The organism is Kitasatospora arboriphila, assembly GCF_039528095.1.
GTDB lineage: Bacteria > Actinomycetota > Actinomycetes > Streptomycetales > Streptomycetaceae > Kitasatospora > Kitasatospora arboriphila.
On sequence record NZ_BAAALD010000022.1, the window covers coordinates 37928 to 63488 of the forward strand.

Annotated in this window: 21 protein-coding genes; 5 read left to right on the forward strand and 16 right to left on the reverse strand. The window is 75.5% G+C overall.

Features of this window, described 5'->3' with window-relative positions; all coding sequences use genetic code 11:
• Positions 1 to 13: 13 nt before the first annotated feature.
• A complete protein-coding gene (locus ABD353_RS14190; RefSeq protein ID WP_344623923.1) occupies positions 14 to 1645 on the reverse strand; it encodes a peptide ABC transporter substrate-binding protein in 1632 nt (543 codons plus the stop codon).
• Positions 1639 to 3216 carry a D-alanyl-D-alanine carboxypeptidase/D-alanyl-D-alanine endopeptidase gene (gene dacB, locus ABD353_RS14195; RefSeq protein ID WP_344623924.1) on the reverse strand — a complete coding sequence of 526 codons (1578 nt, stop codon included), beginning with the start codon at positions 3214 to 3216 and terminating at the stop codon, positions 1639 to 1641. Before dacB ends, ABD353_RS14190 begins: the two co-directional genes overlap by 7 nt.
• 193 nt (positions 3217 to 3409) lie before the next feature.
• Between dacB and ABD353_RS14200 the strand changes: the two genes are divergently transcribed.
• Complete coding sequence (locus tag ABD353_RS14200; RefSeq protein WP_344623925.1) at positions 3410 to 4915, forward strand: glycoside hydrolase family 10-like protein; 1506 nt, start codon at positions 3410 to 3412, stop codon at positions 4913 to 4915.
• Between the two features lie 59 nt (positions 4916 to 4974).
• Here the strand turns inward: ABD353_RS14200 and ABD353_RS14205 are convergent, their stop codons facing one another.
• Positions 4975 to 5547 carry a chloramphenicol phosphotransferase CPT family protein gene (locus ABD353_RS14205; protein WP_344623926.1) on the reverse strand — a complete coding sequence of 191 codons (573 nt, stop codon included), beginning with the start codon at positions 5545 to 5547 and terminating at the stop codon, positions 4975 to 4977.
• 99 nt (positions 5548 to 5646) lie between these two features.
• Between ABD353_RS14205 and ABD353_RS14210 the strand changes: the two genes are divergently transcribed.
• Positions 5647 to 6657 (forward strand): hypothetical protein, encoded by a 1011-nt coding sequence (locus ABD353_RS14210; protein ID WP_344623927.1) that lies wholly within the window; start codon positions 5647 to 5649, stop codon positions 6655 to 6657.
• Between the two features lie 20 nt (positions 6658 to 6677).
• Here ABD353_RS14210 and ABD353_RS14215 read toward each other — a convergent pair whose 3' ends face one another.
• The gene (locus ABD353_RS14215) at positions 6678 to 7220 is read right to left on the reverse strand and encodes a hypothetical protein (protein ID WP_344623928.1); all 543 of its coding nucleotides are present in this window, start codon (positions 7218 to 7220) and stop codon (positions 6678 to 6680) included.
• Positions 7221 to 7295: 75 nt separating this feature from the next.
• On the opposite strand from ABD353_RS14215, the gene ABD353_RS14220 reads away from it, so the two are divergent.
• Positions 7296 to 7589, forward strand: coding sequence for a hypothetical protein (locus ABD353_RS14220; protein ID WP_344623929.1), 294 nt, complete (start codon positions 7296 to 7298; stop codon positions 7587 to 7589).
• A gap of 4 nt (positions 7590 to 7593) precedes the next feature.
• Here ABD353_RS14220 and ABD353_RS14225 read toward each other — a convergent pair whose 3' ends face one another.
• Together ABD353_RS14225 and ABD353_RS14230 are read right to left on the reverse strand one after the other, a co-directional pair.
• On the reverse strand, positions 7594 to 9519 hold the full coding sequence (locus tag ABD353_RS14225) for a glycoside hydrolase family 5 protein (RefSeq protein ID WP_344623930.1): 1926 nt from the start codon (positions 9517 to 9519) through the stop codon (positions 7594 to 7596).
• A 136-nt stretch (positions 9520 to 9655) separates the two neighbouring features.
• The gene (locus ABD353_RS14230) at positions 9656 to 10870 is read right to left on the reverse strand and encodes a serine hydrolase domain-containing protein (RefSeq protein ID WP_344623931.1); all 1215 of its coding nucleotides are present in this window, start codon (positions 10868 to 10870) and stop codon (positions 9656 to 9658) included.
• Between the two features lie 211 nt (positions 10871 to 11081).
• On the opposite strand from ABD353_RS14230, the gene ABD353_RS14235 reads away from it, so the two are divergent.
• A complete protein-coding gene (locus ABD353_RS14235; RefSeq protein WP_344623932.1) occupies positions 11082 to 11513 on the forward strand; it encodes a hypothetical protein in 432 nt (143 codons plus the stop codon).
• Positions 11514 to 11644: 131 nt separating this feature from the next.
• Positions 11645 to 12289 carry a hypothetical protein gene (locus ABD353_RS14240; protein WP_344623933.1) on the forward strand — a complete coding sequence of 215 codons (645 nt, stop codon included), beginning with the start codon at positions 11645 to 11647 and terminating at the stop codon, positions 12287 to 12289.
• A 265-nt stretch (positions 12290 to 12554) separates the two neighbouring features.
• Here the strand turns inward: ABD353_RS14240 and ABD353_RS14245 are convergent, their stop codons facing one another.
• The 10 genes from ABD353_RS14245 to ABD353_RS14290 are packed head-to-tail and all read right to left on the reverse strand — an operon-like array spanning position 12555 to position 25294.
• A complete protein-coding gene (locus tag ABD353_RS14245; protein ID WP_344623934.1) occupies positions 12555 to 14531 on the reverse strand; it encodes an acyl-CoA dehydrogenase family protein in 1977 nt (658 codons plus the stop codon).
• Positions 14532 to 14573: 42 nt separating this feature from the next.
• On the reverse strand, positions 14574 to 17903 hold the full coding sequence (locus ABD353_RS14250) for a non-ribosomal peptide synthetase (protein WP_344623935.1): 3330 nt from the start codon (positions 17901 to 17903) through the stop codon (positions 14574 to 14576).
• Positions 17900 to 19060, reverse strand: coding sequence for a M20/M25/M40 family metallo-hydrolase (locus ABD353_RS14255; protein ID WP_344623936.1), 1161 nt, complete (start codon positions 19058 to 19060; stop codon positions 17900 to 17902). The genes ABD353_RS14250 and ABD353_RS14255 overlap by 4 nt, the downstream gene beginning before the upstream one ends.
• Entirely contained in the window at positions 19057 to 19902 is an 846-nt protein-coding gene (locus tag ABD353_RS14260; RefSeq protein ID WP_344623937.1) for a [LysW]-aminoadipate kinase, read from the reverse strand. The genes ABD353_RS14255 and ABD353_RS14260 overlap by 4 nt, the downstream gene beginning before the upstream one ends.
• A gap of 32 nt (positions 19903 to 19934) precedes the next feature.
• A complete protein-coding gene (gene argC / locus ABD353_RS14265; RefSeq protein WP_344623938.1) occupies positions 19935 to 20966 on the reverse strand; it encodes an N-acetyl-gamma-glutamyl-phosphate reductase in 1032 nt (343 codons plus the stop codon).
• The gene (lysX, locus tag ABD353_RS14270) at positions 20963 to 21832 is read right to left on the reverse strand and encodes a lysine biosynthesis protein LysX (RefSeq protein ID WP_344623939.1); all 870 of its coding nucleotides are present in this window, start codon (positions 21830 to 21832) and stop codon (positions 20963 to 20965) included. Before lysX ends, argC begins: the two co-directional genes overlap by 4 nt.
• Entirely contained in the window at positions 21829 to 22008 is a 180-nt protein-coding gene (locus ABD353_RS14275; RefSeq protein WP_344623940.1) for a lysine biosynthesis protein LysW, read from the reverse strand. The genes lysX and ABD353_RS14275 overlap by 4 nt, the downstream gene beginning before the upstream one ends.
• 48 nt (positions 22009 to 22056) lie before the next feature.
• Positions 22057 to 23112 carry a transketolase family protein gene (locus tag ABD353_RS14280; protein ID WP_344623941.1) on the reverse strand — a complete coding sequence of 352 codons (1056 nt, stop codon included), beginning with the start codon at positions 23110 to 23112 and terminating at the stop codon, positions 22057 to 22059.
• The gene (locus tag ABD353_RS14285; RefSeq protein WP_425555154.1) at positions 23109 to 24005 is read right to left on the reverse strand and encodes a transketolase; all 897 of its coding nucleotides are present in this window, start codon (positions 24003 to 24005) and stop codon (positions 23109 to 23111) included. Before ABD353_RS14285 ends, ABD353_RS14280 begins: the two co-directional genes overlap by 4 nt.
• The gene (locus tag ABD353_RS14290; protein ID WP_344623943.1) at positions 24002 to 25294 is read right to left on the reverse strand and encodes a DegT/DnrJ/EryC1/StrS family aminotransferase; all 1293 of its coding nucleotides are present in this window, start codon (positions 25292 to 25294) and stop codon (positions 24002 to 24004) included. Before ABD353_RS14290 ends, ABD353_RS14285 begins: the two co-directional genes overlap by 4 nt.
• Positions 25295 to 25561 lie beyond the last annotated feature (267 nt).

The following is a 25561-nucleotide window of genomic DNA, read 5'->3' on the forward strand; positions in this document are numbered from 1 at the left end:
GGTGGTCAGTGGCTCAGTGCCGCACGGTCACCTTCTCCAGGTGCAGGCCGGCGACGTACGGGTCGACCAGGACGTTGCCGATCCGGGGGCTCCAGGCGGTCTGGTCCTGCCAGTTCCAGAGCGGGATCAGCGGCAGCGCCCGGAGCGCGATCGACTCGGCCTCGTGGTAGTGCTGCTCGGACTCGGCGGCGTCCGGCGCCGCGTTGCCGAGCGCGAGCGCCCGGTCGAAGGCCGGGTCGGACCAGCCGGAGCGGTTGTTGGGGCCGAGCAGCCCGGCGAGGTAGTTCTGCACGCTCGGGTAGTCGACCACCCAGTTCTGCCGGTACGGGCCGGTCGCCTTGCGGCCGTTGAGGATCGGGCCGAGGTCGGCGCCGGACATCTTGCGGAAGGCGATGGAGCGGATGCCGAGGTTCTGCTTGAGCTCGTTGGCCACCGCGGTCATCCACTGCTCGTACGTGGGGTCGGAGTTGGCGAAGTACAGCTCCAGCGTGCCGGTGAAGCCGCCGGCCCGGTCGAACAGCTCCTTGGCGCGCTCCGGCCGGTACTCGCAGGTCTCGCCGCAGGCGCCGGCCCGGTGGCCGGGGATCATCGCGGCGACCAGCGAGTCGGCGGGCGCGAACACCTCGTTGAAGATCGCCCGGGTGATGCCCCGGCGGTCGATCGCCATCGAGATGGCCTGCCGCAGCTCGGGCTTGGCGTAGCGGGCGTCCCAGAGCGGCAGGCCGAGGTAGTCCATCGTGCCGCTGGGCCGCACCGAGTACCGCGCGCCGAAGGTGCGCTTCGCCTCGTACGCCCGGGCGGGCGGCACGCTGGCCATGAAGTCGACGTGTCCGGCCCGCAGTTCGGTGAAGGCGGTGTCCTTGCTGGTGAAGATCCGGAAGTGCACGCCGTCGGCGGTGGCGGGGCGCGGCCCGGTGTAGCCCTCGGCGCGGCGCAGGTCGATCCGCTGCTGGTGCCGCCAGTCGCCGTCCATCGCGAACGGGCCGTTGCCGACCGGGTGCAGGTCGTACCCGGCCGGGTCGGCGAAGGCGGCCTTCGGCAGCGGTGCGAACGCGGGGAAGGCGAGCAGCATCGGGAACTGGCTGAACGGCGCCCCGAGGGTGACCTTCAGGGTGGTGTCGTCGACCACCTCCAGGCCGGACAGCCGGTCGGTCGGGGGCTTGGCGCCGTCCGCCGGGTTGAGGGCGGCGTACCCGTCGATCTGGCTGAAGTACCCGTTGGCCTCCCAGCCGTTGGGCCCGTACGCGGCCGCGTTCCAGGCGTCGGCGTAGCTGGCCGCGGTGACCGGCTCGCCGTTGTGGAAGCGGGCGCCGGGCCGGAAGTGCAGTGTCCAGACCCGCTGGTCGTCGGTGCTGACGGACTCGGCGGCGAGCGGCACCGCGTGGCCGTCCGAAGGGTCCAGGGCGAGCGGGGTGTCGAACAGCCCCTCCAGCACCTGCAGGGAGTAACTGCTGGTCGTGCGGCCGGGGGTGAGGTGGTCCGGCTCGGTGAGGGCGACGGTGAACGTCCCGCCGGGCACGTCCGGGACGGGCCCGAGGTCCTCGTCCGAGCGGCGGACGCAGCCCGCGGCGGCCGTCCCGGTGACGGCGAGCAGGGCGAGGGCGAGCAGCGCGGCGGGCAGCCGGCCCGTGCGGCCCGTCAGCACCGGGCCTCCACCAGGCAGGCGGTCTCCCAGTCCCGGTCCGGCACCTCGCCCGGCGTCTCGGCCGGCGGGGCGGCGCGGACGGTGGCGGCCGAACCCCCGGCCAGCCGGACGGCGAACGCGTCGATCACCGAACGGGGGCTGCTGCCGGCGAAGTTGTTGACCAGGACGGCGAAGGCCAGGGTACGGCCGTCGGCCCGCTCGGCGTAGCCCGTCAGGGCGTCCACGCCGGTCATCGAGCCGGTCTTGGCGTGCACCCGGCCCTCGGCGGCGGTGCCGCGCATCCGGTTGGTGAGGGTGCCGCCGACGGCGCGCCGGGCGTCCCCGGCCACCGGCAGCGCCTGGTACCAGGTGGCGAACCAGGGCCTAGTCCGGGCGTACGCCAGCAGCGCGGTGAGCCGGGAGGCGGTCAGCAGGTCGTGCCGGGACAGCCCGGAGCCGTCCACCTGCCGGGCCTCGGTGGGCTCCAGGCCCGCCCGGTGCAGGAAGCCGTTCACCTGGTCGGTGCCGGAGGCCCAGCTGCCGCTGCCGGCCCGCACCCGGCCGATCTCCTTCACCAGGTGCTCGGCGATGCCGTTGTTGCTGAGCTTCAGGAAGGGCGCCATCAGGGCCGAGACCGGCGCCGAGTCGTGGGCGGCGAGGACGGCCGCGCCCGCCGGCGCCCGGCCCTCGCGGGGCGCACCCTGCACCGCGACCCCGTGCCGGGCCAGGGCTGCGGCGAACACGTCGGCGGCCACCAGCGCCGGGGCGTCCACGGCGATCCACTCCTCGCTCGGGCCGCCGTCCGCCGGGACGCTGCCGGAGAGCAGCAGTTCGTTGCCGCCGGGCCTGCGGTCGACCACGGCGGTACGGGCGCTGCCGGCCGCGCTGGTCGCCACCCGGCCGGTGAACCGGACGGGCGCCTCGGCGGGGACGACCCGCACCGCGGCGGGCTGCCCGGACGCCTCCCCGGGGGTCAGCACGACCCGGACGGTGCCCGGGTCGTAGTCGGTGTCGGTGGTGAGGGTCAGCGCGGAGATCTGCGGGCTGTAGTACGCCGCCTGGTCGTCCCACGACCAGCTGGGGCCGAGCGGCACGTCGTCCCAGCGGCTCGCATCGGCCAGCAGGGCGCCGCCGACCTCCGTCACCCCGGCGGCGGCCACCGCGGCGGCCAGCGCGTCGAGGTCGGCCGTCAGCAGCGTCGGGTCGCCGCCGCCGCGCAGCACCAGGTCGGCGTCGATCCGCCCGCCGGTGCGCGGGCCGGCGGCGAGCACCTCGGTGGTGAAGCGGTGGTCGGGGCCGAGCAGTTCGAGGGCGGCCGCCGCGGTCACCGTCTTCTGGGTGGAGGCGGGCAGCAGCAGCGCGCCGGGCGTCCGCCGGTACAGCACCTCGCCGGTGGCCGCGTCGGTGACCAGCGCGGACACCTGGGCACCGGTCAGCGCCCGGTCGGCGAACAGCGCGTCCAGGTCGGAGCCGAGGCTCCGGGCGGCGGCGGACGTCCCCGCGCCGCTGCCGGGGGCCGCCCCCGCGGGCAGCAGCGCGGCGAGCACGACGGCGAGCGGCACCGCCAGCAGCCGGACGGGCACAGTGAGCACGGTGTTGCCTCCCGAGGAGTGGAGCCGGGCACCACCTTCTCCCCGATCGGACGTCAGAAGTCGCCGGTGGCACGGAGATCGGCGACAATTCACCCTGCAATTCCCCCGTGCGGAGGACGCCGACGGCGCGGTGCCGCGACACCGCCGGCCCCGGGCGGTGAGAGTGGCACCACCCTCACCCCCGGGAGCCGCCATGCCGCCGCGTCCGTCCCGCCGGCTCTTCCTGGGCGGCCTCGGTGCGCTGACCCTGACCGCCGCGGCACGGCCCGCCACGGCCGCCGCCGGGCCGCCGCCGCGGCGGCTGCGCGGCGTCTGGATCGCGACGGTCGACCACATCGACTGGCCCCCCGCACCCGGCCTCCCCGAGGCGCAGCTGCGCGCCGCGTACGACGACCTGCTCGACGCCGCGGCGGCAGCCGGCGCCAACGCGGTGTTCGTGCAGGTCCGGCCGACCGCGGACGCCTTCTGGCCCTCCCGGTACGAGCCCTGGTCGCAGTGGCTGACCGGCGTCCAGGGGCAGGACCCGGGCTGGGACCCGATGCGCTTCCTGGTCGACGCCGCACACGCCCGCGGCCTCGCCTTCCACGCCTGGTTCAACCCGTACCGGATCGCCCAGCACGACGACCCCGCACGGCTCGCCGCCCACCACCCGGCCCGCCGCCACCCCGAGTGGACGGTCTCCTACGGCGGGCGCCTCTACTACGACCCCGGCGTCCCCGCCGCCCGCGCCTTCGTCGAACAGGCGATCCTGGACGCGGTGGCCCGTTACCAGGTCGACGGCGTCCACCTCGACGACTACTTCTACCCCTACCCCGCCGCCGGCCGGCCCTTCCCCGACGACGCCTCCTTCACCGCGTACGGCGCCGGCGCCACCGACCGGGCGGCCTGGCGGCGGCGCAACGTCGACCAGCTGATCCGCGAACTGCGCGACCTGGTACGGGCGGTGCGGCCCGAGGCGGCCTTCGGTGTCAGCCCGTTCGGCATCTGGCGCAACGCCGCGACCGACCCGCGGGGCTCGGCCACCGCCGCCTTCCAGTCCTACGACGGGCTGTACGCCGACTCGCTGGGCTGGGTGCAGGACGGCCTGCTCGACTACGTCGCCCCGCAGCTGTACTGGCACCTCGGCCACCCGCAGGCCGACTACGCGGCCCTCGCCCGCTGGTGGGCCGCGCAGACCGCCGCCCGGGACACCCTGCTCTGGACCGGCCAGGCCGCCTACCGCGCCGGCGCCGCGGGCGAGGCCCCCGCCTGGCAGGACCCGGCCGAACTCTCCCGCCACCTCGACCTGGACGCCACGCTGCCGCAGATCGGCGGCCAGATCCTGTTCAGCGCCCGCAACGTCCGCACCGACCCGATCGGCGCCGTCGCCCGGCTCACCGCCGACCACTGGCACCGCCCCGCCCTGCCCCCGCTGCTGCCACGGCTCGCCGGCGGCACTCCCCCGGCAGCGCCCGTCCTGACCGCGGCGGACGGCACCCTGCGCATCGCCCCCGGCGGCCCGCCGCCGTTCCGCTACGCCGTCCACCGCCTCCCGCAGACACCCGGCGACCGTCCGCAGCTCACCGCGGACACCCTGGCCGCCTGCCTGCCCGCCGCCGACTGCGCCCGTCCCCTGCCCCTCCCCACCGGCCGGTACACCGCCACCGCCCTCGACCGCCCGGGCCGCGAAAGCCGCCCCGCGACACCGGTCCAGGTGTAGCGCGTCGCTCCCTGCCCCCACGCGCCCCTGAGGTGCCCCCGTCCACCTCGGATCACGGCTCAGACCGCGTGCCGACCGTCCGTCAGGTACCTCTCGCGGAGCCGGCTGAACGCCGTCGGCGTGGGACGCCGCGGCAGGAACTCCTTGATCCGCTCCGCGCACGCCCGGGGGCTCGCCGCGGCGGTGTCGCACTCCAGATCGTAGTCGCCGTGCCGGTGCACCAGCCCGTACTGGTGCACCGCGAGGCCCGGCGGCCGGTCGCCCCGGTCCCGTTCGCGTCGGGCCAGTTCGTCCGGCGGGCAGTGGACGCCGACGAACAGCACGTCCTCCGGCGGCAGCACGGCGAGGCAGTCGAGCAGCCGCCACTCCTCGCTCAGCACATGGTCCACGACGACGTCGTTGCCCGCACTCGCCATGGCGGCGATCGAGCGGTGGAAGCCCTCCCTGGTGCGGCGCAGCGCGGCTGCGAGTTCGGCCTCGCCGAGTTCCCGTTTGGTGCGCATGGCGTTGAAGCCGTCGACCGCCAGGTGGAAGAAGACGCCGTCGTCCAGGACGTCCAGGAGTTCCCGCGCGATGCTGGACTTGCCGGAGCTGGACGTGCCGTTGAGGAAGATGATCCGACCGGTTGCCATGCCGACATGATCACACGGGGTGTGCGCCGGGTTCCGGCGTTCCGGGACGCTGCACCCGGTGGCCGGGCCGCCCGGGCGCGGCCGTCGTACGGTGGAGCGGTGAGTGCCGAGAACCCCCGGCCCTCGCCGCAGGCGTTCCAGGTGCCCCGGCGGGCGGTGCTGCTCGGCCTGGCGGGGGTGGTGCTGGGGGCCTGCAGCAGCCGGACGGGCACTGCGGCCGGCTCCGCCTCCCCGCCCGCGCCGGCCACCTCGTCCCCGCCCGCGACCTCGCCCGCAGCCTCCTCGGCGGCGCTCCCCGCCACCATGCCGTGGCAACCCGGCCCGGGTGAGATCGACCCGGACGTGAAGCTGCGGGCGACCCAGCTGGTCGAGGCGCTCGGCGCCTGGCCTGCCGGCGGGCAGGGCCTGGCCGCCGCCCGGGACCGGGTCCGGGCGCTCGGCCTCGACCCCACGCTCGCCGACCAGGCCGGACCGCTGCTCGGCACCGCCCCGCAGGCCGTCCTGCAGGTCGTCAACGCCCAGTGGGGCGGACACCTCACCGACTCCGCCAGCGTGATGGTCCCGTGCCGGCAGTGGACCACCGAGGGTTCGGGGGGCACCACCGTCGACGTGCGGCTGGTCAGGGCGCAGCCGCGCTGGAACGTCACGGCCCTGCACCCGGCGGAGCCGGCACCGCCAGCCGCCACCCTCTCCGACGCGGCGCAGCGGGTGCTGGCCGAGCCGCGGATCCAGTTGCCGCCGGCCGCGGTCGCGGACGTCCGCGGGGGCGGCGTGCACGAGAGCGTCCTCGCCTCGATGCTGACGCTGGCCGGGCGGTACTCGTACGCGGTGACCGTGCTGCGCTCGGGGCATCCCATCGACGTGTTCGGCACCTCCCGGCCGAGCGACCATCCGCCGGGGCGGGCCTTCGACGTCTGGCGGATCGACGGACACGAGGTGGTCGACCCGGCGACCCCGCACGACCTGGTCGACGGCTTCATGCGGGCCGCGGCGGCGAGCGGCTCCTACAACGTCGGCGGCCCGCGCCAGCTCTCCGGCGGCACCGCCCCCAACCAGTTCTTCACCGACGACGCCCACCACGACCACGTCCACGTCGGCTTCCGCAGCTGAGACCGGGCTGCGGCCCCGGCTCAAGGTGACGCAGCGCCCCCGGCGGAGGCGAGCCTGCGGAGCCGGTCCGCGGCCGTGTTCCGGAGCTTCCGGGCCGCTCCGCGCTCGGCGAGGACGCCCAGCAGGACGGGCGACCGCGAGGTGTCCGCGATCGTTCGCTGGAGCCAGAGGTTCCCGGCCAGCACGGCCGCGACCGAGCCCTCCGGATCGGCCTCCGCCCGCTTGACCGGCACCCACTGCCCGATCCTCGCTTGCAGGAAGGCGAACCCCGGCGCCTGTCCGGCGAGGGTGCTCACCCGGTCGGCGAAGTCCTCCGCCGTGGTGAAGTCCGGTGCCAGCCGGTCGACGTGCCACACCAGCGTGGATTCGGCCATCGCCGCGTCCTGGTCCCGGACGACGATCTCCACGATCCGTTCCTCGTCGGCCGCCGAGGGGCAGGCCGCCAGGCACTCCTGGTACAGCCGGTACCGGAGGTGCTCGTCCTCCGCCCAGCCCTCCGGTGGCGCCGCCCGCCCCACGAGGCCGGACAGCCACCGCACGTCGTCCTCCCGAACCACCGTCACCCGCCCGTCCGCATCCGCCTCGCCGCTGTCGCCCGGCCGACGATATCCGGTGGACGGCGCTGCGACACTGGCCGCATGGACGACCGCGATACGACCGCGCACCTGGAGTGGTGGGCCGACCCGGAGACCTGTCCGGGCCGGGTGGCCGTCCGTCTCGGCGCGGTCTCCACGGCCGGCGGAGCGTGGCGGTGCGAGGCGCTGCTCGCCCCTCCCCTGTCGGCGGCCGACCGGGAGGGGCTCGACTTCCTGATGGCGGTCCATCCGGTGTTCACGCTGCGGCGCGGCGCGGGCACCGTCGAGGTCCGGGCCGACCGTGCCGGGACGGACGACGGACTCGTGCTCACGGCAGTGCCCGCGCCCGCGCCGTAGCGGTTCAGGAGAGCGGGCGGCAGAGCAGCGCGTCCGGGGTTCCGGAGGAGCCGATGCGGGTGGTGAAGGCGAGGCCGGCGGCGTACTCGGTGGGTGCGCACTGGCCCTTGTAGGCGCCGTAGGCGAATTCGCCGCCGGGGCCGGCGGACGGGCGGTTGTCGCCGCGGTCGAACCAGACCGTGCGGGTGCCGGTGCCCAGCGGGCGGCGGGCCGTGGCGCAGAGGACGGCCGAGACCCGGGAGCCGCGCAGGCTGTAGCCGATCAGGTACTGGCCCTGCGCGCACTGGTACTTGGTGTAGCCGGAGGCCCAGTCACCGCCTGCCGGGACGTTGCGTTCGTCGCGGACGACGACGGCCTCGCCGGTGGCGGCCCGCAGGTCGCCGCCGGTCGCGGTGTCGGTGCACAGGCCGCGGCCGCCGGTGTGGGCGACGCCGGCGAGGCGTTCCCCGTCGGGGCAGACGGCCTTGCGGGCTCCACCGTCCCAGTCTCCGGCGGCGCGCACCCGCAGGGACTGCACGGCATCGGCGTGGTCGGTGGTCAGCATGTGCCAGGAGTCGGCGGCCGGCACCGGCCCCGTGAGGCCGGGCGCGGCGGCAAGACGGTTCCAGGCGTCGGCGCGCCAGTCCGTGCCGTCCAGCAGGCCCGAGCGGCCGCCGGTGGCGGTGTACCGGAGGAGGGCCCAACTGTCGCCGCGGCCGGGGTCGTTCCAGCCGACCAGCGGCCAGTAGGCGAAGTCGGTGTCGAGGGCGGCCAGGCGGTCGGTGAAGTCGCCGAACCAGGTCCGCGGCGCGGCCGCGGCCTCGTCCGCGCCGATGCCGAACTCGCTGACCCAGACGGGGGCGGTGAAGTGCTGCCCGCTCTCGGCGGCGACGTAGAGGGCCTGCTGGTCGAGGACCCGGTAGAGCTCGTCACGGCTCAGGTCCTGGTAGCGGGCGTCGTGGGTCTCGCCGAGGCCGGTGGCGCCGCTGTGCTTGGGGCCGGTGTAGCCGTAGAAGTGCGCCGAGTAGACCAGCTTGTGGGAGGCGACCAGGGTGTGCGAGAGGGTGCGGACGGGGGTGAGGGTGGGGCGGCCGTGCGGAAGGCCGTCGGCGGGGATGCCCGTCCAGTTGATGCCCTCGACCACGATCAGCAGGTCCGGGCTGCCCTCGGTGAGGATGCGGTCCCCGGCGTGCTGGGCGGCGGCGTACCAGTCGTGGGCGTCGCCGAGGCCCCAGTTGGGGTCGTCGAGGTAGTCGCGGCGGACCTCGTTGTACAGGTCGGCGCCGACCACCCGCTTGTTGTCGCGGTAGCGCCGGGCCATGAACACCCAGTCGTCCTCCCACTGCGCGGTGGACTGGCTGCTGTTCCAGCGTTCGTTGCCGTCCAGGCCGCAGCACCAACGGGTGGTGTTGGTGTGGTTGTTGAGGATCACCGCGAAGCCGTCCGCGGTGAGCGCCCGCACCACGGCGTCGTAGACCTGCAGCGGGGTGAGGCCGCGCAGTTGCGGGTTGGCCGCGACGGCGGCGTCGGGCACCGGCGCGGTGGTGCGGATCATCTCGTTGGAGAAGGGCAGCCGGATGCTGTTGAGCCCGAGGCGGTGGAAGTCCGCCATCAGGGTCGGTAGTTGGGCCCGGTCGAGGCCGAGCGGGATGCCGTGGGAGTCCTGGCCGCTGTGGTGGTTGGCCGGGTCGGCGGCGCTGCCGGATCCCGTCCAGGAGCCCTGGGCGCCGTCCCAGTTGCCGGCCCGGAGCTTGAAGCGGGCACCGGTGGCGTCGACGATGTAGCGGCCGCGGGTGGAGAGCGGCGCCGTCCAGTCGGCGGCGGGGCCGGAGGCCGCCGCGCCCACGGGTGAGGGGGCGGCGGACGCCGGTGCTGCCGAGGCCGCGGGGGCGACGAGCAGCGCGGCCGGGAGGGCGAGCGTCAGTGCGGTGCGGAGGAGGTGCCGGATCATCGGGCCTGCCCGGGTGTCAAGAGTGTCGGATTCATGCCAACGTTGCGTCGGCAGAGCCGAGTTACCCGGCGGTAGAGCGGTTGAACCGCCGCCGGCCGACACCTCGTCGCGGGGTGTCGGCCGGCGGACGGCCGGGTCAGCGGAGGTCCAGCGGGTTCTGCGGGGCGAGCAGTCGGGAGATGCGCTCGGCGACGACCTGGGCGGCGTTCCCCTCCGGGGTGTCGGGCCCCTTGGTGGCGGAGACGGCGATGGACAGCCGGCTCTGCGGCAGGTACGCCTGGAGGGCGGCGTAGCCGGAGAACGACGGGTTCTGCACCACCCAGTCGTTCACCACCAGGATGCCCAGCCCGAAGTGCCTGGCCTCGGTGTTCAGCAGACAGACGTCCGCCGGGCAGGTCTTGGTGGCCCCGCCGAGGCCGACCGTGCCGGGGTCGAGCTGCACCCGGAAGGAACGGCGGTCGAGCAGTTCGCCGCTGCCGATCGCCCGGGCGGAGCGCTCCAGGTCGCAGATGTGGGTGGTGAGGACGGCACCCGGCGCGGTCGTCCACGAGGGGTTCCAGAAGGTGGACTCCTCGTAGGTGCCGCGCTCGGCGGTGAAGGCGTGCAGCACCGGGGACTCGATCTCCGGGGTGAAGCTGTTGCGGGTGTTCCGCAGCCCGAGCGGGCCCGTCACCCGCTCCTCCAGCAGCCGGTCCAGCCGGGTGCCGGTGATGCGCTCCAGGGCCTCGCCGAGCAGGACGAAGTTGGCGTGCGAGTAGCTCCAGCTGGTGCCCGGGTCGTACCAGAGGTCCTGGGCGGTGGAGATGCCCACCAGCTCCTCCGGCGTCCACTGGCGGAACGGCTCGGCGGCGAGCGCGGCCAGGAAACCGGGGTCGCGGACGTAGTCGACCAGGCCGGAGGTGGAGCTGCCGAGCATCCGCAGGGTGATCTCGTCGCCGTGCGGCAGGCCGGGCAGCCACCGGGAGACCGGGTCGTCGAGGCCGACCTCGCCCTCCTCCACCAGCTGCAGCAGCACGGTGCCCATGAAGGCGATCGCCACCGAACCGGCCCGGAAGTGCATGCCCGGCTCGGCCGGCACGCCCGTCATCGACTCGCCCTGCGCCCCGGTGACGACCTCCCGGCCGCCCTGGGTCACCTTGAACAGGACGGCCTTCAGCCCGAGCTCGTCCTTCACCTGGCCGACGATCCGGTCGACCTGCCGGGCCTTCCCGCGGAGCGGCTCCGGGGTGCTGACGCAGGCCTGCCCGTCGTGCCCGCCACCCCCGGCGGCGACGGCCACCCCGGCCGTGGACTGCAGCGTGGCGGCGAACAGCGTGGCCGCGCAGAGCAGCGCGGTCTGAGTACGTGTCATGCCCCACCGTGCGAACACCCCCGCGCCACCCCGGACCCGACACCCCGGCACCTCCGCCGGACGGCCGGACCCACCGTCCCCCGGAAGAGTGGCCGGAGCCCGACGCCATCCACCGGAAGAGAACTTGAACGCGTTCAAAAGAGCTGGAAGGATGACCGGCACCGAGCGAGGCAGGGGTTCCACCTGCCCGGGAACGGCAGGGAGGGGCCCGATGCCCGAGTACAGCGGTCGCACGGTACGCGGCAGCACGAGGCTCCGACCTCCGCTGTACAGCACGTACTGCTCCGCAGCCTGGGCCGTCTTCGCGCCGCTGGCCCTCTTCCTCCCGTCGGTCGCCGGGCCCCGGTCGGGCAGTGCGGTTCTGCCGCTGGTACTCCTCCTGGGCGGCGGCTCGGGCCTGCTGCTCGGCATCCTCCTCGGTTACCTGGAGGCCCGGGCACTCCTCGGCCTCGCGGCCGGACTCTCCGCCGCCCTCTTCCTGGCGCAGATCCTCTGGCTCGGCGCATCGGCCGGAGCTCCGACACCCTACGGGCTCCTCGTCGAAGCGGTCGTCTGGCTGGTGTACGCGGGATGCGCCGAATTGCCGCTGTTCGTCGGCGTGGTGCTCGGCCGGGCCCTGCGGTATTCCCGAGCGGCCCGGTGACAGCACCCGACCGCAGTGCGGGAACCGGCACCGGCTCTCCGGACGGTCGGTGCGGCCGTGGCCAGCGGCTCCCCCGAAGACTCCGTAGCGCCCAGTCCCTGCGGGCTGCGGCGACGCATTCCCACCACTGGATGGACATGGACTCGACTATCGGAACCCCGGCCGGAACCGACCCTGCCGCGCCGTCGGAGCCGCGGCCGGGTGGCGGGACGGGCCGCCGGCCGGCCCACCGGTTCAACGGGCGGTTCGGGTGGGTGGCCGCAGTTCTCTGGTGTCTGGTTCTGGGGTGCACGTCGTGCGCCGGCGCCGGTGGCGGGTCGGCGGTGATCGGGCAGGCCGATCTGGTCGGCGACTGGGGCAATGCAGCCGGCGCCAGGCTGCACGTGTCGGCCGACCACACCCTCACCTGGAGTGGGATCCTCAACGCCGTACCCGACTACGAGTGCTCGACAGGGGTGGCGGGAGGCGGGTGGAAGTTCCTCGTGTCGAGCGATCCGTCAGGGGATGTCTACGCGTCGGACTCGGCCACGGCAGGCGACTCGTTCACGGTGTCCACGGGCCGCCACTCCCAGGTCGGCTGCGACCTCGACGCCAAGGTCCAGTACGACGACGACGGCTACAACCTCTGTCTCGTCAGGGACTTCGACCAGACGTGCACGTCCGGAGAGCTTCTCCGCAGGTCCTCGACACAGACCGACGACGGCGCCCACCGGCAGTCCACCCGACCGCCCGAAGCGGCCGCGGAGGGCACGGCCCCTCTCACGCACGACGGATGAACCGTCCACCACGATGGCCGCCCTGACAGCGGCATCCCGCACCGGGTCCGGACCGGGGCGCCCTGGCCTCGGTCCGCACGTGGCTCGGGAGCCAGTCTCAGACCCGGTCGAGCGCTGCCTGGATCGCCGGGCCTGACCCCGGATCGGCACCGCGCTGTGCTCCGGGTCCCGCTTCACGACGTACGGCGCGATCACGCGGTGGAGCAGCTCGCCGTCCGTGGGGCCGCACTAACCACTGTGGCACCACCCGTGATCGGCCGGACGACTACTGGCCGGCGAGTTCCGCGAGGCGGGCCGAGCCTGCGGTGTGCCAGAGGGTGGCGGGGGTGGCGAGGCGGACGGCTTCGGTGCGGGTGAGCCGGTAGTGGAGGTGGAGGGGGGTGGCGTCGGTGAGGCCGCGGACGCCCGCGGTGTGGACGGCGGTGCGGACGGCCTCCAGGGCGGTTTCGGCGGCGGTGGCCAGGGCCTCGGCGGCGGACCGCGTGAGCAGGGCCTCGGGGGCGCCTGAGTCGGCCAGGGCGGCGGCGCGGCGGACGAGCAGGCGGCCCGCCTCGATCCGGACGAGCTGGCGGGCGAGCGGCAGGGCGACGCCCTGCCACTGGGCCAGCGGACGGCCGAACTGTTCGCGGCGGTGGCTGAGTCCGACGGCCTCGCCGGTGGCGCCGGCGGCCAGGCCGAGCAGGTGGGCGGCCTGCCGGATCCGCTGCCGGGCGGTGGCGGGCCCGGACGGCGGGAGGGTCGGCGCGGGCAGTGGCGTTCCGGCGCAGGCGGCCTCCGCGGCGGGGCCGACGGCGTCCGGGTCGAGCAGGTCGAGGGCGGCGGCGGTGTCCAGGTAGGGGCCGCGGAGGGCGGCCCGTCCGAGTTCCTCGGCGACGACGGTGGCGGCGGCGAGGCCGAGGTCGAGTCCGCCCGACTCGGCGGGCACCTCGAAGAGCGGGGCGCCGAGTTCGGTGAGGGCGGGCCAGGAGGGGCAGTCGGGGCCGTCCTCGGCGGGTGCGTCACGGACTCCGGGCCGGGGCCTCTCGGTGACCGCCCGGTCGAGCAGTTTCCGTACGGCTTGCCGGAGTTGCTGTTGCAGGAGGTCGTCGCCCGGGTCGAGGGCGCCGGCTCCGGCGACGACCTGGAGCATCACCTCGGAGGTGCCGGCCGAGAGGGTGAGTCCGGGTGCTTCCCGGTAGCCGGCCTCCAGGCCGGGGTCGGTGCCGGGCGTCGAGAGGCCGTGGGCGGCGGCCCAGCCGGCGATCTCCTGGGCGAGTTCGCTGGTGTGGTACTTGGCGGCGGCCGAGAGCGGTTCGTCCACCTCGGCGGTGTGGCCTCCGCCGTCCGCGGGGGCGAGGACCCCGGCGGTGAGGCGGGCGGCGAAGAGGGCGGCGGCGTCGACGGCGGCGCCGTACCGGGCGATCTCCTCGGGCCGGTCGAGGCCCTGCGCCAGGACGGCCCGGTACCAGCGTTCGGCCTTCAACGCGTAGTCCAGGCCGGTGCGTTCGACGGCGAGCGCCTGGGTGAGCAGCGGCCAGCCCTGGTGTTCGGTGCCGACCAGTGCGTCGGCGCCGACGCGGACGCCGCGCAGCTCGACCCGGTGGAACTGTTCGTCGGCGAGGCCGGGGATCACGCTGCGGTGCACCCCCTCCGCCGCAAGGTCGACCAGGAAGAGGCTGATGCCGTGGTAGCGGCCGTCGGTGGGGCCGGTGCGGGCGGCGCACAGGCCGAGGTGGGTGCGGTCGCTCTTCAGGCTGAACACCTTGGTGCCGTCCAGCCGCCAGCCGTCCGCGGGCTCCGACGTGGTGTCCCGGACGGCGGTGGTGCGCAGGGCGGCCAGGTCGGAGCCGGTCTCGGGTTCGGTGTAGAGCACGCTGGCGAAGCGCTCGCCGGCGGCGATGGCGGGCAGGTGGGCGGCCTTCTGTTCGGGGGTGCCCGCCATCAGCAGGAACAGGCCGACGATCTGGACGGTGTTGACGTGCAGGGTGTCGGGGATGCCGGCCCGGACGAGTTCCTCGTAGAGGGCGGCGGCCTCGGCGCGGCCGAGGCCCCGGCCGCCGTACTCGACGGGCCAGTCGGGGGCGAGCAGCCCTTGGCGGCCGAGTTCGCGGTAGAGCGGCCGCTCGTCGGCGTCCGGTCCGGGCGCGGCGCGCCAGGCGTCGAGGGCGGCCCGCACGGCGGGGCCGGCGAGCCGCTCGCGGACGTCGCGGCGGAAGGCGTCGAGCCCGTCGGCGGTGGGCGGGTGGCCCGTCGAGTGGTCCATCTGGTGCTCCTCCGGGGGCTCGGACGACTGGCGGAAAGGGGGTCAGGAGGCGGAGCCGCCGGCGAGCAGCCGGGCGGCCTCGTCCTCGGACATCCGCTCGATCAGGCCGATCAGGGCGTCGTCGTCGAGTGCGGTGGCGCGGGCCCGGTCGACGAGGGCGGCGAGGTGTTCGACGGTGGGGCCGCGGAAGAACTCGGCGAGCGGCACCTCGGCGCCGAAGCGTTCGCGGATCCGGGCGAGCAGCCGGGTGCTGCGCAGGCTGGTGCCACCGAGGTCGAAGAAGCTGTCGTGCACGGAGATCCCGTCGGCGCCGAGGACTTCGGCGAACACCTCCTCGGCGAGGATGCGTTCGGTCTCGGTACGGGGTGCGGTGGCCGGTCCGCCGCGCGGCCGGGCGGCGGGGTCGGGTTCGGGCAGGGCGCGCCGGTCGACCTTGCCGCTGGTGGTGAGCGGCAGGGCGGGCAGGGCGACGTAGTGGGCGGGAAGCATCCAGCCGGGGAGGCGTTCGGCGAGGGCGGCGCGCAGGGCGGCGGGTTCGGCGGGTTCGGCGCCGTCTGCGGGGGCGGTGTAGGCGACCAGGTGGCGTTCGCCGAGCGGGTCCGTCCAGACGGCCGCGGCGGCCTGCCCGATGCCGTGGACGGCGGCCAGCGCGGCTTCGACCTCGCCGAGTTCGATCCGCAGGCCGCGGAGTTTGACCTGCTGGTCGATCCGGCCGAGGAAGGTGATGGCGCCGCCGGGTTCGCGGCGGACGAGGTCGCCGGTGCGGTAGAGGCGGGCGCCGGGGGCGGTGCCGAACGGGTCGGCGACGATCTTCTGTGCGGTGAGGTCGGGGGCGTTGAGGTAGCCGGGGGTCAATCCGGCGCCGCCGATGACGAGTTCGCCGGGCACGCCGTACGGGACGGGCCGGAGGTGGCGGTCGAGGACGTGGGCGACGTGGTTGTCCATCGGCAGGCCGATCGGCGGGCTCGCCGTCCAGTGGCCGGCGCACTCCTGGACGATCATGGTGACGGTGCACTCGGTGGGGCCGTAGCCGTTGAAGAAGCGGCGGCCGGGGTTCCAGCGGTTGACGAGCTCGCCGGAGAAGGCCTCGCCGCCGACGAAGACGATCCGCAGGGCGGGCAGCCGCTCGGGCTCCAGCAGCGCCATCACGCTGGGCGGCAGGTCGACCACGGTGACAGCTTGACGTTCCATCAGATCCTGCAGCCGCGCGGGGTCGAGGCGTTGCTCGTCGGTGGCAAGGCAGAGCCGGGCGCCGGTGAGGAGGGCGGCGAACGTCTCGAAGACGGAGACGTCAAAGGCGGCGGAGGCGAAGCCCAGCACCCGGTCGTCCGGGGTGAGCTCGAAGAGCCGGCGGACGGAGTCGGCGAAGGCGACGGCGCTGCGGTGGGTGATGGGCACGCCCTTGGGGGTGCCGGTGGTGCCGGAGGTGTAGATGACGTACGCGGTGTTGTCGGGGCCGGCCTCGCCGCCGGATCCCGTCAGGGCGACCAGGGCGCCGCCCTCGGGGTGCCAGCGGCCGTCGCGGTGGACGATCCGGCGGGCCGGGGAGCCGGTCGGCAGACCGTGTTCCGTCGCGTCGGTGGCGAGGACGGCGACGGGGGTGGCGTCGGCGAGGACGGCGGCGATCCGGGCGGGCGGGTTGGCGGCGTCCAGCGGCACGTAGGCGGCGCCGGTGCGCAGCACGGCGAGGACGGCGGTGAGGAGCTCCTCGCTGCGGGGCAGCAGCAGCGCGACGCGCTCGCCCGGCCGGGCCCCGGCGGCCCGCAGGGCGTCGGCCAACTCATCAGCGGCGGAGTCGAGTTCGGCGTAGCTGGTGTCGCGGCCGGAGACGGTGAGGGCGACGGCCTCCGGAGTGCGGGCGGCCTGCTCGGCGAAGGCGGTGGCGAGGGTGCCGGCGGGGACGGGCGGGCGGGCGCCGTCGTAGGTGCCGCCGGTGAGTTCGGCGTGCTCCTCGGCGGAGAGCAGCGGCAGCCGGCCGGCCTCGGCGCCGGGATCGGCGAGCAGGCCGTCGAGCAGGGTGCCGTAGTGGGCGGTCATCCGGTCGACGGTCGCCGGGTCGAACAGGGCGGTGGCGTACTCGACGTAGAGGTCGAGGCCGTCGGCGCGTTCGGTGGCGTTCCAGCTCATGTCGAAGCGCGAGGTGCCGGGGTCGACGGCGTACTGGTCGACCGTCAGGCCGGTCAGCTGCAGTGGCCGGTCGGCGTTCTGGTAGGTGAAGGCGAGCTGGACGAGCGGCGAGCGGGAGGGGTCGCGGGGCGGCCGGGCGGCGTCCACGATCTGCTCGAAGGGCAGCTCGCCGTGGGCGAAGGAGTCGCGGACGGCGGCGCTCACCCGGGCGAGGGCCTCGCGACCGGTGGGCTCACCGTCGAGGTCGACGCGGATCGGCAGGGTGTTGACGAAGAAGCCGACCAGGTCCTCGATCTCGACCCGGTCGCGGTTGGCGGTGGGCGAGCCGACCACCAGGTCGTGCTGGCCGCTGTAGCGCTGGAGCAGCAGCAGGAAGGCGGTGAGCAGCACGGTGTACGGGGTGGTGCCCTCGCTGCGGGCGAGTTCGCGCACCCGGGGGGCGAGTTCGGCGGGCAGCAGCCGGCTGCGGTGGGCGCCCTCGTACCGGACCTCGGGCGGGCGCGGGCGGTCGGTGGGCAGGTCGACGGTGGGCAGTCCGGCGAGCCGTTCGCGCCAGAAGCCGGTGAGCCGGGCGAGTTCGGGGCCGGTGAGGCGGGCGCGCTGCCAGAGGGTGTGGTCGGCGTACTGGACGGGCGGGGGTGCGACGGCCTCGCCCGCGTAGCCGGCGGCGAGTTCGCGGGCGACGACGCCGAGCGACCAGCCGTCGCAGACGACGTGGTGCACGGCGAGGACGAGCAGGTGGCGTTCGGGCTCCGACCGGAGGAGGGCGGCGCGCCAGAGCGGTCCGGTCTCCAGGTCGAAGGGGCGGCGGGCGAACTCCTCGGCGAACCGCTCGGCCCAGGCCTCGCGTTCGTCCGGGGAGGCACCCTCGGCGGGCAGCGGCGCCAGGTCGACGAACTGGTGCCCGGCGATCTCCTGGACGGGCCCGTCGGGCGTCTCGCGGACGCGGGTGCGCAACGCCTCGTGGCGGTCGACCACGCCGGCCAGGGCGCGGGCGAGGGCGTCGGTGTCGAGCGGCCCGTCGAGGCGGTAGGCGGTGGTGACGTTGTAGGTGGCGAGGCCGGGGGCGAGCCGGTCGAGGAACCAGAGCGGGGCCTGGGCGAAGGAGAGCGGCACCGGGCGCTCGCGGTCCTCGCGGGGGCGCAGCTCGGCCTCGGGCCGGGCCCCGGCGCCGCGCAGTTGGGCGAGGAAGGCGGCGCGCCGCTCGCCCGGGAGCTTGGCGAGGCGGTTGATCAGCTCACTCATCGCAGGACGCCTTCCGGCTGGCGGGCCGCGGGGGCGGCGGGGTGGGTGTCGGGTCGGTCGGGGCGGGTGTCGGCCGCTGCGGGCCCGGTGGCGGGGGCGGCCGCCCGCGGCGGCAGGGCGGCGAGGTGGCGCAGCGCGGTGCGCAGGACGGCGATGCCGCGCAGGTAGTCGTCGACGGCGATGTGCTCGTCGTCGGAGTGGTCGAGGGCGCTGTCGCCGGGGCCGTAGGTGGCCATCGGGACGTCCCAGACCTCGGCGAGGGTGTTCATGTCGGAGGTGCCGGTCTTCCGGGTGGGCCGGGGGGTGCCGCCGGCCGCGCGGACGCCGGCGGTGAGGGCGCGGACGACCGGGTCGGTGCGCGGGGAGAGCACGGCGCCGACGGCGTTGAGGACGTCGAGGGTGCCGCCGTCGGCGCGTTCGCGCAGGGCGGCGGTGAAGGCCGGGATGTCGAAGCCGACGGGGGTGCGGACGCCGATCTCGAGTGCCGCGGCGGCGGCGTCGCCGTGCATCGCGACCAGGGTGGCGCCGGGGGTGCCGAAGGAGGCGTGGCCGGCGTCGGGGCCGAGCAGGTCCAGCAGGTGCTGCCAGAAGGCGGCGGCGACCTCGGTGGCCTTGGGTTCGGGGTTGCTGGGGTGGGTGGCGGCGCGGGTGACCCGGTAGCGCAGGTCGAGCTTGCCCTTGTAGCCGAGGACGACGCCCTGCCAGCCGCCGGGTTCGCCGACGATCAGCGCGTCGGGGACGGGGCGGGTGCGGCCGAGGTGGACGGCGCCGCGCGAGCGCGGGGTCTCCTCCTCGACCACCCCGGCGACGACCAGCCGGCCGGGGAAGTCGGCCTCCGCGGCGACGGCGCTGATCATCGCGGCGAGCGGCCCCTTGGCGTCGACGGCGCCGCGTCCGGTGATCACCCCGCCGGTGCGGCGGACCGGCAGCTCACCGGGGACGGTGTCGAGGTGGCCGACCAGCATCACGGTCGGGCCGGGCCGCGGCTCGGTCTCGCCGATGACGTTCCCGGCTGCGTCGATGCTCGCGGTGAGCCCGGCCTCGCGCATCCGGGCGGCGAGGTGGACGGCGAGCGGGTGCTCCTCGCCGGAGGGCGAGGGGACGGCGAGCGCGGACTCCAGCAGTTCGACGGCGGCGTCGGCCTCGGCGGGGGTCATGCGCCACCTGCCGGGGTCGCGTGGGCGGTGAGTGCGATCTCGGTGCCGGCGCCGTCCAGGGCGCGGGCGAGCGCGCCGGGGGTGCGGCCGTCGGCGACGGTGACCCGTCCGACGCCGGCGAGCAGGGCCTCGCGGGCGGCGACCAGTTTGAGCGCCATCCCGCCGCGGGCGAACTCCCCCGGGGCGCCCTCGACGGACACCTCGCAGCGGTCCAGCAGGGAGTCCGGGTCGGCCGGGTCGGCGAGCACCCCGGGGGCGCCGGTGAGCAGCAGCAGCCGGTCGGCACCGAGCGCCCCGGCGACGGCGGCGGCGGCACGGTCGGCGTCGACGTTCACCGGACGGCCGTCCTCGGCGGCGGCCGGCGGGGAGACCACGGGGACGAACCCGGCGTCGAGCAGGGTGGTGAGCACACCGGTGCGCACCTCGGTGATCCGGCCGCTGTGGTCGTCGCGGACGAGCACGGTGCGGCCGTCGACCACGGCCCGGTGGGCGCGCTTGCGGCGGGCCCGCAGCAGTCCGCCGTCCAGGCCGGTGAGGCCGACCGCGGGGACGCCGTGGTCCTGCAGTCCGGCGACCAGCCGGGGTTTGACGGCGCCGGCCAGGGCGAGCGTGACGACCTCCAGGGTGGCGGTGTCGGTGTGCCGGGCGGAGACGCCGTCGGGGGCGGTGAGGCGGCGGTGCGGGACGCCGAGGCGGTCGCCGAGCCGGTCGATCTCGGCGGAGCCGCCGTGCACGAGCACGACCCGCCGCCCGGCCCGGACGAGGGCGGCGACGTCCGTGCAGATGCCCGCGGCGTCGACCTCGCGGTTGCCGCCGCACTTGACGACGGTGAGGGGTGCCATCGGCGTCCTTTCGCTCGCTGGATGATCGTGCGTCAGATCGGGTGCAGGCCGGGGAAGGAGAGCCCGAGGCCCTCCGGGCGGCCGGTGCGGATGTTGAGGCACTGCACGGCGTTGCCGGCACCGCCCTTGACCAGGTTGTCCAGGGCCGCGATCAGCACCAGCCGCCCGCTCTTCTCGTCGTACACGTGGCCGACGTCGCAGAAGTTGGAGCCGATCAGGATCTTGGGCTCCGGGTAGCGGTAGGTGCCGCGGCGCTGGGCGACGATCCGGACGAAGGGCTCGTCGCGGTAGGCCTCCCGGTAGGCGCGGCGGATCGCCAGGTCGTCGACGCCCTCGGCGGCCTCGACCCGGGCGACCACCTGGACGCCGCGCACCGCCTCGACGCCGGTGGCCGTCATCCGCACGTCCAGGCCGGTGAGTTGGGCGATCTCCGCCTCGTGCCGGTGGCCGACGGGGGCGAACACCCGCATGGCACCGCTGCGTTCGGCGTGCAGGTTGGCCTCGCCGGCGGTCACCCCGGAGCCGCTGGAGCCCGTCCGGGCGTCGAGTTCGACCCGGCCGGTGAGCAGGCCGCGCGCGGCGAGCGGGGCGATCGCGAGCAGACCGGCGGCGGCCATGCAGCCGGGGACGCTGATCCGGTCCGCGGTGCGCAGTTCCTCGCGGTACAGCTCGGGGATGCCGGGGGTGAAGGTGCCGAGCAGTTCGGGCACCGGGTGCTCGGCCCCGTAGTACCGCTCGAAGACCTCGGCGTCGCGCAGCCGGAAGTCGCCGGACAGGTCGATCACCGTCTTCACCCGGCCGGACCAGTCGCGGACGAGTTCGGCGGTCTTGCGGTGCGGGGTGGCGAGCAGCACGGCGTCGTACTCGCGCCGGGCGGCCTCCTCCGGGTCGGTGAAGACCAGGTCGGTGACGGCGCGCAGGTTGGGGTGGACGGTGTCGACGCGTCGGCCGGGGAAGCGGGAGGAGACCGCGGCGGCGACCTCCACCTCCGGGTGGCCCACCAGCAGCCGCAGCAGCTCGCCGCCGATGTAGCCGGCGGCGCCGAGCACGGCGACCCGGGTCATCGGGCGGCCTCCTCGACCAGGTGCCCGGCGATCGCGGCGCCGATGTCGACGCGGTCGCCCGCGGCGGCCTGCAGGCCGGCGAACTCCACGCGGTGGTTGACCTCGATCACGTACAGGCCTCCTCGGGCGTCCTCGACCAGGTCGACCCCGGCGATGCCGGCGCCGACGCCGTCCGCGGCGGCGACGCCCAGCTTGGCGAGGTCGTCGGTGAGCGGGCAGGGTTCGGTGGTGGCGCCGCGGGCGACGTTGGTGCGCCAGTCCGCGGAGCGGCGGTAGACCGCGGCGACCGCGCGGCCGCCGATCACGGCGACCCGGATGTCGCGGTCCGGCTTGTCGACGTACGCCTGCAGGTAGACCAGCCGGCCGGCCGGCGAGGGCATCGCCTCGCAGTACTCGAACAGGCTGCGGGCGGTGTCCCGGTCGCGCAGCAGGGCGACCCGGCGGCCCCAGGAGCCGGTGAGCGGCTTGAGGACGACCGGGTAGCCCAGCTCCTCGGCGGCGGCCTCGGCGGCCTCCGGGGTGAGGGCGAGGGCGGTGCGCGGGGTGGGCACGCCGGCCCGGCGCAGCGCCACCGAGGTGCGCCACTTGTCGCCGCAGGTCTCGGTCGCGGCGGCGCTGTTGAGCACCTTCGTCCCGGCGGCTTCGAGGGCGAGCGCGGCGTAGAGCGCCCGGGTGGCGGAGATCTCCCGGTTGAGGACGGCGTCCCACGGCGCGGGGGCGGCGTCCGGCTCCCGGTGCAGGGAGCGGGTGTCCAGGTGGGTGCAGCTGAGGCCGTGCCGGGCCAGGGCCTCCAGGATCCGCTTCTCCTCGAAGCCGATCCTGGAGGCCAGCAGGGCGATCCGGGGCCTCGGGGAGGCCCCGCTCACTCGCCCCAGTCCTCCTCGACCTCGGGCGCGAGGGCGAGCAGCACCGGGTCGGTGGCGACGACCTCCAACTCGGTTCGGCACTCGGCGCATTCGGTGATCTCGGCGAGCACCGGCGGGGCGGCGAAGGCCACGTCGGCCTCGCAGCTGGGACAGGCGAGGACGTCGGTCGCGGGCATCGGGCTTCCTCTCGTGAGCAGGTCTGGGCTGACAGGTCTGACGGTGCGTCAGTCGATGGCCGGGGCCGGGCCGAGGCCCAGCGCACCGCGGACGGTGCAGGCGACCCGGGCGGGGGTGATGCCGTAGTGGGCGAGCAGGTGCTCGTGGCCGCCGACGGTGTCGGTGAAGGTGTCGGGCATGCCGATCCGCAGCACCCGGGCGGGCGCGGCCTCGGCCAGCGCCTCGGCGACCGCGCCGCCGAGGCCGCCGCTGCGCCAGTGCTCCTCCACGGTGACCACCAGTCCGCTGTGGTCGGCGGCCTCGACCAGCGCGGCGGTGTCGAAGGGGCGCAGCGTGTGCACGTTGAGCACGGTGCACTCGACGCCCTCGGCGGCGAGTTCGGCGGCGGCGGCCAGGCAGGCCTGCACCGGGTACGGGCCGCAGGCGGCGAGCACCGCGTCCCGGCCGCGGCGCAGCGTCTGGGCCCGGCCGGGGACGGGCGGCGGGGTGCCGGCCGGCAGGGCGGGGGTGGCCTTGCGGCCGAGCCGGACGTACAGCGGGCCGGGCAGGTCGAGGCTGCGGTCGACGAAGGCGGCGGCCTGCGCGGCGTCGGCGGGCACCACCACGGTCATGCCGGGCAGCGCCCGCATCACCGCGAGGTCCTCCAGCGCCTGGTGGGTGGGGCCGAGGTGGCCGGCGGCGAGGCCGCCGTGGGTGGCCATGATGCGCACCGGCAGGCCCGTGTAGGCGATGTCGATCTTCACGGCCTCCAGCGCCCGGGTGGCGGCGAAGGCGGCCATGGTGTTGACGAAGGGCATCCGCCCGCTCGCGGCGAGGCCGGCGGCGATGCCCATCAGGTTGTGCTCGGCGATGCCGAGGTCCAGGTACTGCCGTCCGGCGGCGGCCACCTGGTCGGCGCCGAACAGGCCGGTGTCGGTGTCGAGGCAGATCAGCCGGGGGTCGGTGGGCAGCAGCGCCAGCAGGCGGTCCCGGTACGCGGTCCGGGTGGCCTCCGGCGGCGTCGGCCCGGCGGACGGGGCCTGCAGTGACGGGGCCTCCGGTGGCGGGGCCTGCTGCGACGGCGTCTGCTGGGGCGGGGCGGTGGCGAGCGCGGACCAGCTCATGCCGGCCTCCCTGCGGTGACGGTGTCTTCCCCGGCGGTGGCGGCAGCTCGCGCGGCGGCGCGCAGCGCGGCGCGGGCGCGGGCGTGGTTGCGGGCGGAGAGGGTGACGTAGTGGGCGGCGGGCCGGCCCTCCAGGAAGGGCACGCCACGCCCCTTGACGGTGTGACAGATCAGCAGGCTGGGGCGGCCGGGCTCCCAGGGGGCGGAGCCCAGGTGCTCGACCAGGGCGGCCGGGTCGTGGCCGTCGGTCTCGCGGACGGCCCAGCCGAAGCTGCGCCACCGCTCGGCGAGCCGGGCCATCGGAGCCTTCCCGTCGGTGGGGCCGGTGAGTTGGAGGCCGTTGCGGTCGATCACGGCGACCAGGTTGTCCAGCCGCAGCGAGGCGGCGGCGATCGCCGACTCCCAGACCGAGCCCTCCTGGAGTTCGCCGTCGCCCATCAGTACGAAGCTGCGGGCGGACCGCCCGTCGAGCCGCTGGCCGAGGGCGAACCCGCAGGCCAGGGCGAGACCGTGGCCGAGCGAGCCGGTCGGCATCTCGACCCCGGGGACGGCCCGGACGGGGTGGCCCATCAGCCGGGTGCCCGGCCGGCCGTAGTCGGCGAGCTCGGCGGTCGGCAGGTAGCCGCGTTCGGCGAGCACCGCGTAGAGGCCCACGGCGGCGTGGCCCTTGCTGAGCACGAACCGGTCGCGGTCCGGGTCGGCGGGGTCGGCCGGGTCGGTGTTCAGCACGGCGAAGTACAGCGCGGTGAGGATCTCGGTGCTGGAGAAGGCGCCGCCGAGGTGGCCGCCCTCGGGGCCGGCGCACATGTCGACGACGTGCTCCCGGACCCGGCGGGCGGTGTCGGCCAACTCCTTCGTGCTACAGGGCAGTACGGGGGCGGCGGGCGCGGTCATCGGGCGGCCGCCGCGAGCCGGGCCACCGTGTCGAGGTTGGCCCACACCTTCTCGAAGGCGTCCGCGTAGTGCTGGAGCAGCGGGCCGGCGGCGGGGTTGAGGTGGCGCTTCTGGATGGTCAGCGAGTCCTCGATGACGGCCCGGGTGACGGGGTGGTCGCCGGGCTCCGGGGCGTCGCCTCCGAGCACCGTCCAGGGGTAGCCCTTGCCGAAGCCCTCGCGGTCGCGGAAGACCATCTGCTCGGGCAGCGGGACGAGTTGGTACTGCGAGACGGGGACGCCCTCGGCGCGCAGCAGCCGGCGCAGCACGGTGCGGAAGCGGCCCGGGGCGATGCCGTCGAGGCCGGCCGCGGCCGGGTCGAAGCGGAACCTGAGGATGTGCCAGACGTGCACGGTGCCGGGCAGCGCTGTCGGCACGGTGAGGCCGGGCAGGCCGTCGAGCCGGGCGAGGAAGCGGGTGATGTTCTCCTGCCGGGCCTGCTCGTAGCCGTCGAAGCGGGCGAGCTGGGAGGAGGCGAAGGCGGCCTGCAGTCCGTTGATCTTGTGGTTCCAGCCGAGCCGGTAGGAGATGTAGTCGCGGTCCCGGCCGGGCTCGATGACCTCGCCGAACTGCCGTCCCTTTCGGGCGGTTTCGGCGAGCGCGTCGTCGGCGGTGACGAGCAGGCCGCCTTCTCCGCAGGTGGGGATGTTCTTGGTGACCTGGAGGCTGAACGCGCCGAACTCGCCGATACCGCCGACCGGCCGGCCGCGGTGCAGGGCGCCGGGGGCCTGGGCGGCGTCCTCGACCAGGGCGAGCCCGTGCCGGCGGGCGATGTCGCCGAGCCGGTCCACGTCGGCGGGGGCGCCGTGCAGGTGGACGGGCAGGATCGCCCGGGTGCGCGGGGTGATCCGGCGCTCCACGTCGTCCGGGTCGAGGTTGAAGGTCACGGGGTCGATGTCGGCGAAGACCGGCACGGCCATCTGGTGGACGGGCGCGAGGCCCGTCGCGATGAAGCTGAGCGCCGGCACGATCACCTCGTCGCCGGGCCCGACGCCGAGCGCGGAGAGCGCCAGCGACAGCGCCGCGGTGCCGTTGGAGACGGCGATGGTGTGGGCGAAGCCGAACCGCTCGCTCCACCGCCGCTCCAGGGCGCTGACCGGGGTCTCGCCGTCGGCGTTGGAGACCAGCCGGCCGCCGTCCAGGGCGGCCAGCACGGCCTTGCGGTCCTCGTCGTCGATGACCGGCCATTCGACGTCGCGCTGCTCGCGCGGTACGGCCGGGGGGCCGCCGAGCACGGCGAGCCTGTTCATGCGGGACTCCTCGGGGATCGCGGTGGGGGGTGCGGCACTCGAAAAGTGGTGCTGGAAACGGGGGCTCTGATCCGGGGTGCCGGGAACGGGATGCTCGGCACGCGGCGTCCGGGCGGGGCCGCTCAGGCGGGGCCCGGCAGCGCGTCGAGCGCCTCGTGGACGGCCTCCACGGCCTCGGCGTAGCGGCGGGGCAGGGGGGGGGGGGGGCGGGCGGGGGGGGCGGCGGGGGGCGGGGGGGGGGGCGGGGGGGGGGGGCCGGGGCGCGGG

What these genes read in the sequence shown, in the direction of transcription:
- ABD353_RS14200 (WP_344623925.1), top strand. Translation starts at nt 3,410, where the DNA reads ATGCCGCCGCGTCCGTCCCGCCGGCTCTTCCTGGGCGGCCTCGGTGCG.
- ABD353_RS14205 (WP_344623926.1), bottom strand. Translation starts at nt 5,547, where the DNA reads ATGGCAACCGGTCGGATCATCTTCCTCAACGGCACGTCCAGCTCCGGC.
- ABD353_RS14220 (WP_344623929.1), top strand. Translation starts at nt 7,296, where the DNA reads ATGGACGACCGCGATACGACCGCGCACCTGGAGTGGTGGGCCGACCCG.
- ABD353_RS14225 (WP_344623930.1), bottom strand. Translation starts at nt 9,519, where the DNA reads ATGATCCGGCACCTCCTCCGCACCGCACTGACGCTCGCCCTCCCGGCC.
- ABD353_RS14230 (WP_344623931.1), bottom strand. Translation starts at nt 10,870, where the DNA reads ATGACACGTACTCAGACCGCGCTGCTCTGCGCGGCCACGCTGTTCGCC.
- ABD353_RS14235 (WP_344623932.1), top strand. Translation starts at nt 11,082, where the DNA reads ATGCCCGAGTACAGCGGTCGCACGGTACGCGGCAGCACGAGGCTCCGA.
- ABD353_RS14240 (WP_344623933.1), top strand. Translation starts at nt 11,645, where the DNA reads ATGGACATGGACTCGACTATCGGAACCCCGGCCGGAACCGACCCTGCC.
- ABD353_RS14245 (WP_344623934.1), bottom strand. Translation starts at nt 14,531, where the DNA reads ATGGACCACTCGACGGGCCACCCGCCCACCGCCGACGGGCTCGACGCC.
- ABD353_RS14250 (WP_344623935.1), bottom strand. Translation starts at nt 17,903, where the DNA reads ATGAGTGAGCTGATCAACCGCCTCGCCAAGCTCCCGGGCGAGCGGCGC.
- ABD353_RS14255 (WP_344623936.1), bottom strand. Translation starts at nt 19,060, where the DNA reads ATGACCCCCGCCGAGGCCGACGCCGCCGTCGAACTGCTGGAGTCCGCG.
- ABD353_RS14260 (WP_344623937.1), bottom strand. Translation starts at nt 19,902, where the DNA reads ATGGCACCCCTCACCGTCGTCAAGTGCGGCGGCAACCGCGAGGTCGAC.
- argC (WP_344623938.1), bottom strand. Translation starts at nt 20,966, where the DNA reads ATGACCCGGGTCGCCGTGCTCGGCGCCGCCGGCTACATCGGCGGCGAG.
- ABD353_RS14275 (WP_344623940.1), bottom strand. Translation starts at nt 22,008, where the DNA reads ATGCCCGCGACCGACGTCCTCGCCTGTCCCAGCTGCGAGGCCGACGTG.
- ABD353_RS14280 (WP_344623941.1), bottom strand. Translation starts at nt 23,112, where the DNA reads ATGAGCTGGTCCGCGCTCGCCACCGCCCCGCCCCAGCAGACGCCGTCG.
- ABD353_RS14285 (WP_425555154.1), bottom strand. Translation starts at nt 24,005, where the DNA reads ATGACCGCGCCCGCCGCCCCCGTACTGCCCTGTAGCACGAAGGAGTTG.
- ABD353_RS14290 (WP_344623943.1), bottom strand. Translation starts at nt 25,294, where the DNA reads ATGAACAGGCTCGCCGTGCTCGGCGGCCCCCCGGCCGTACCGCGCGAG.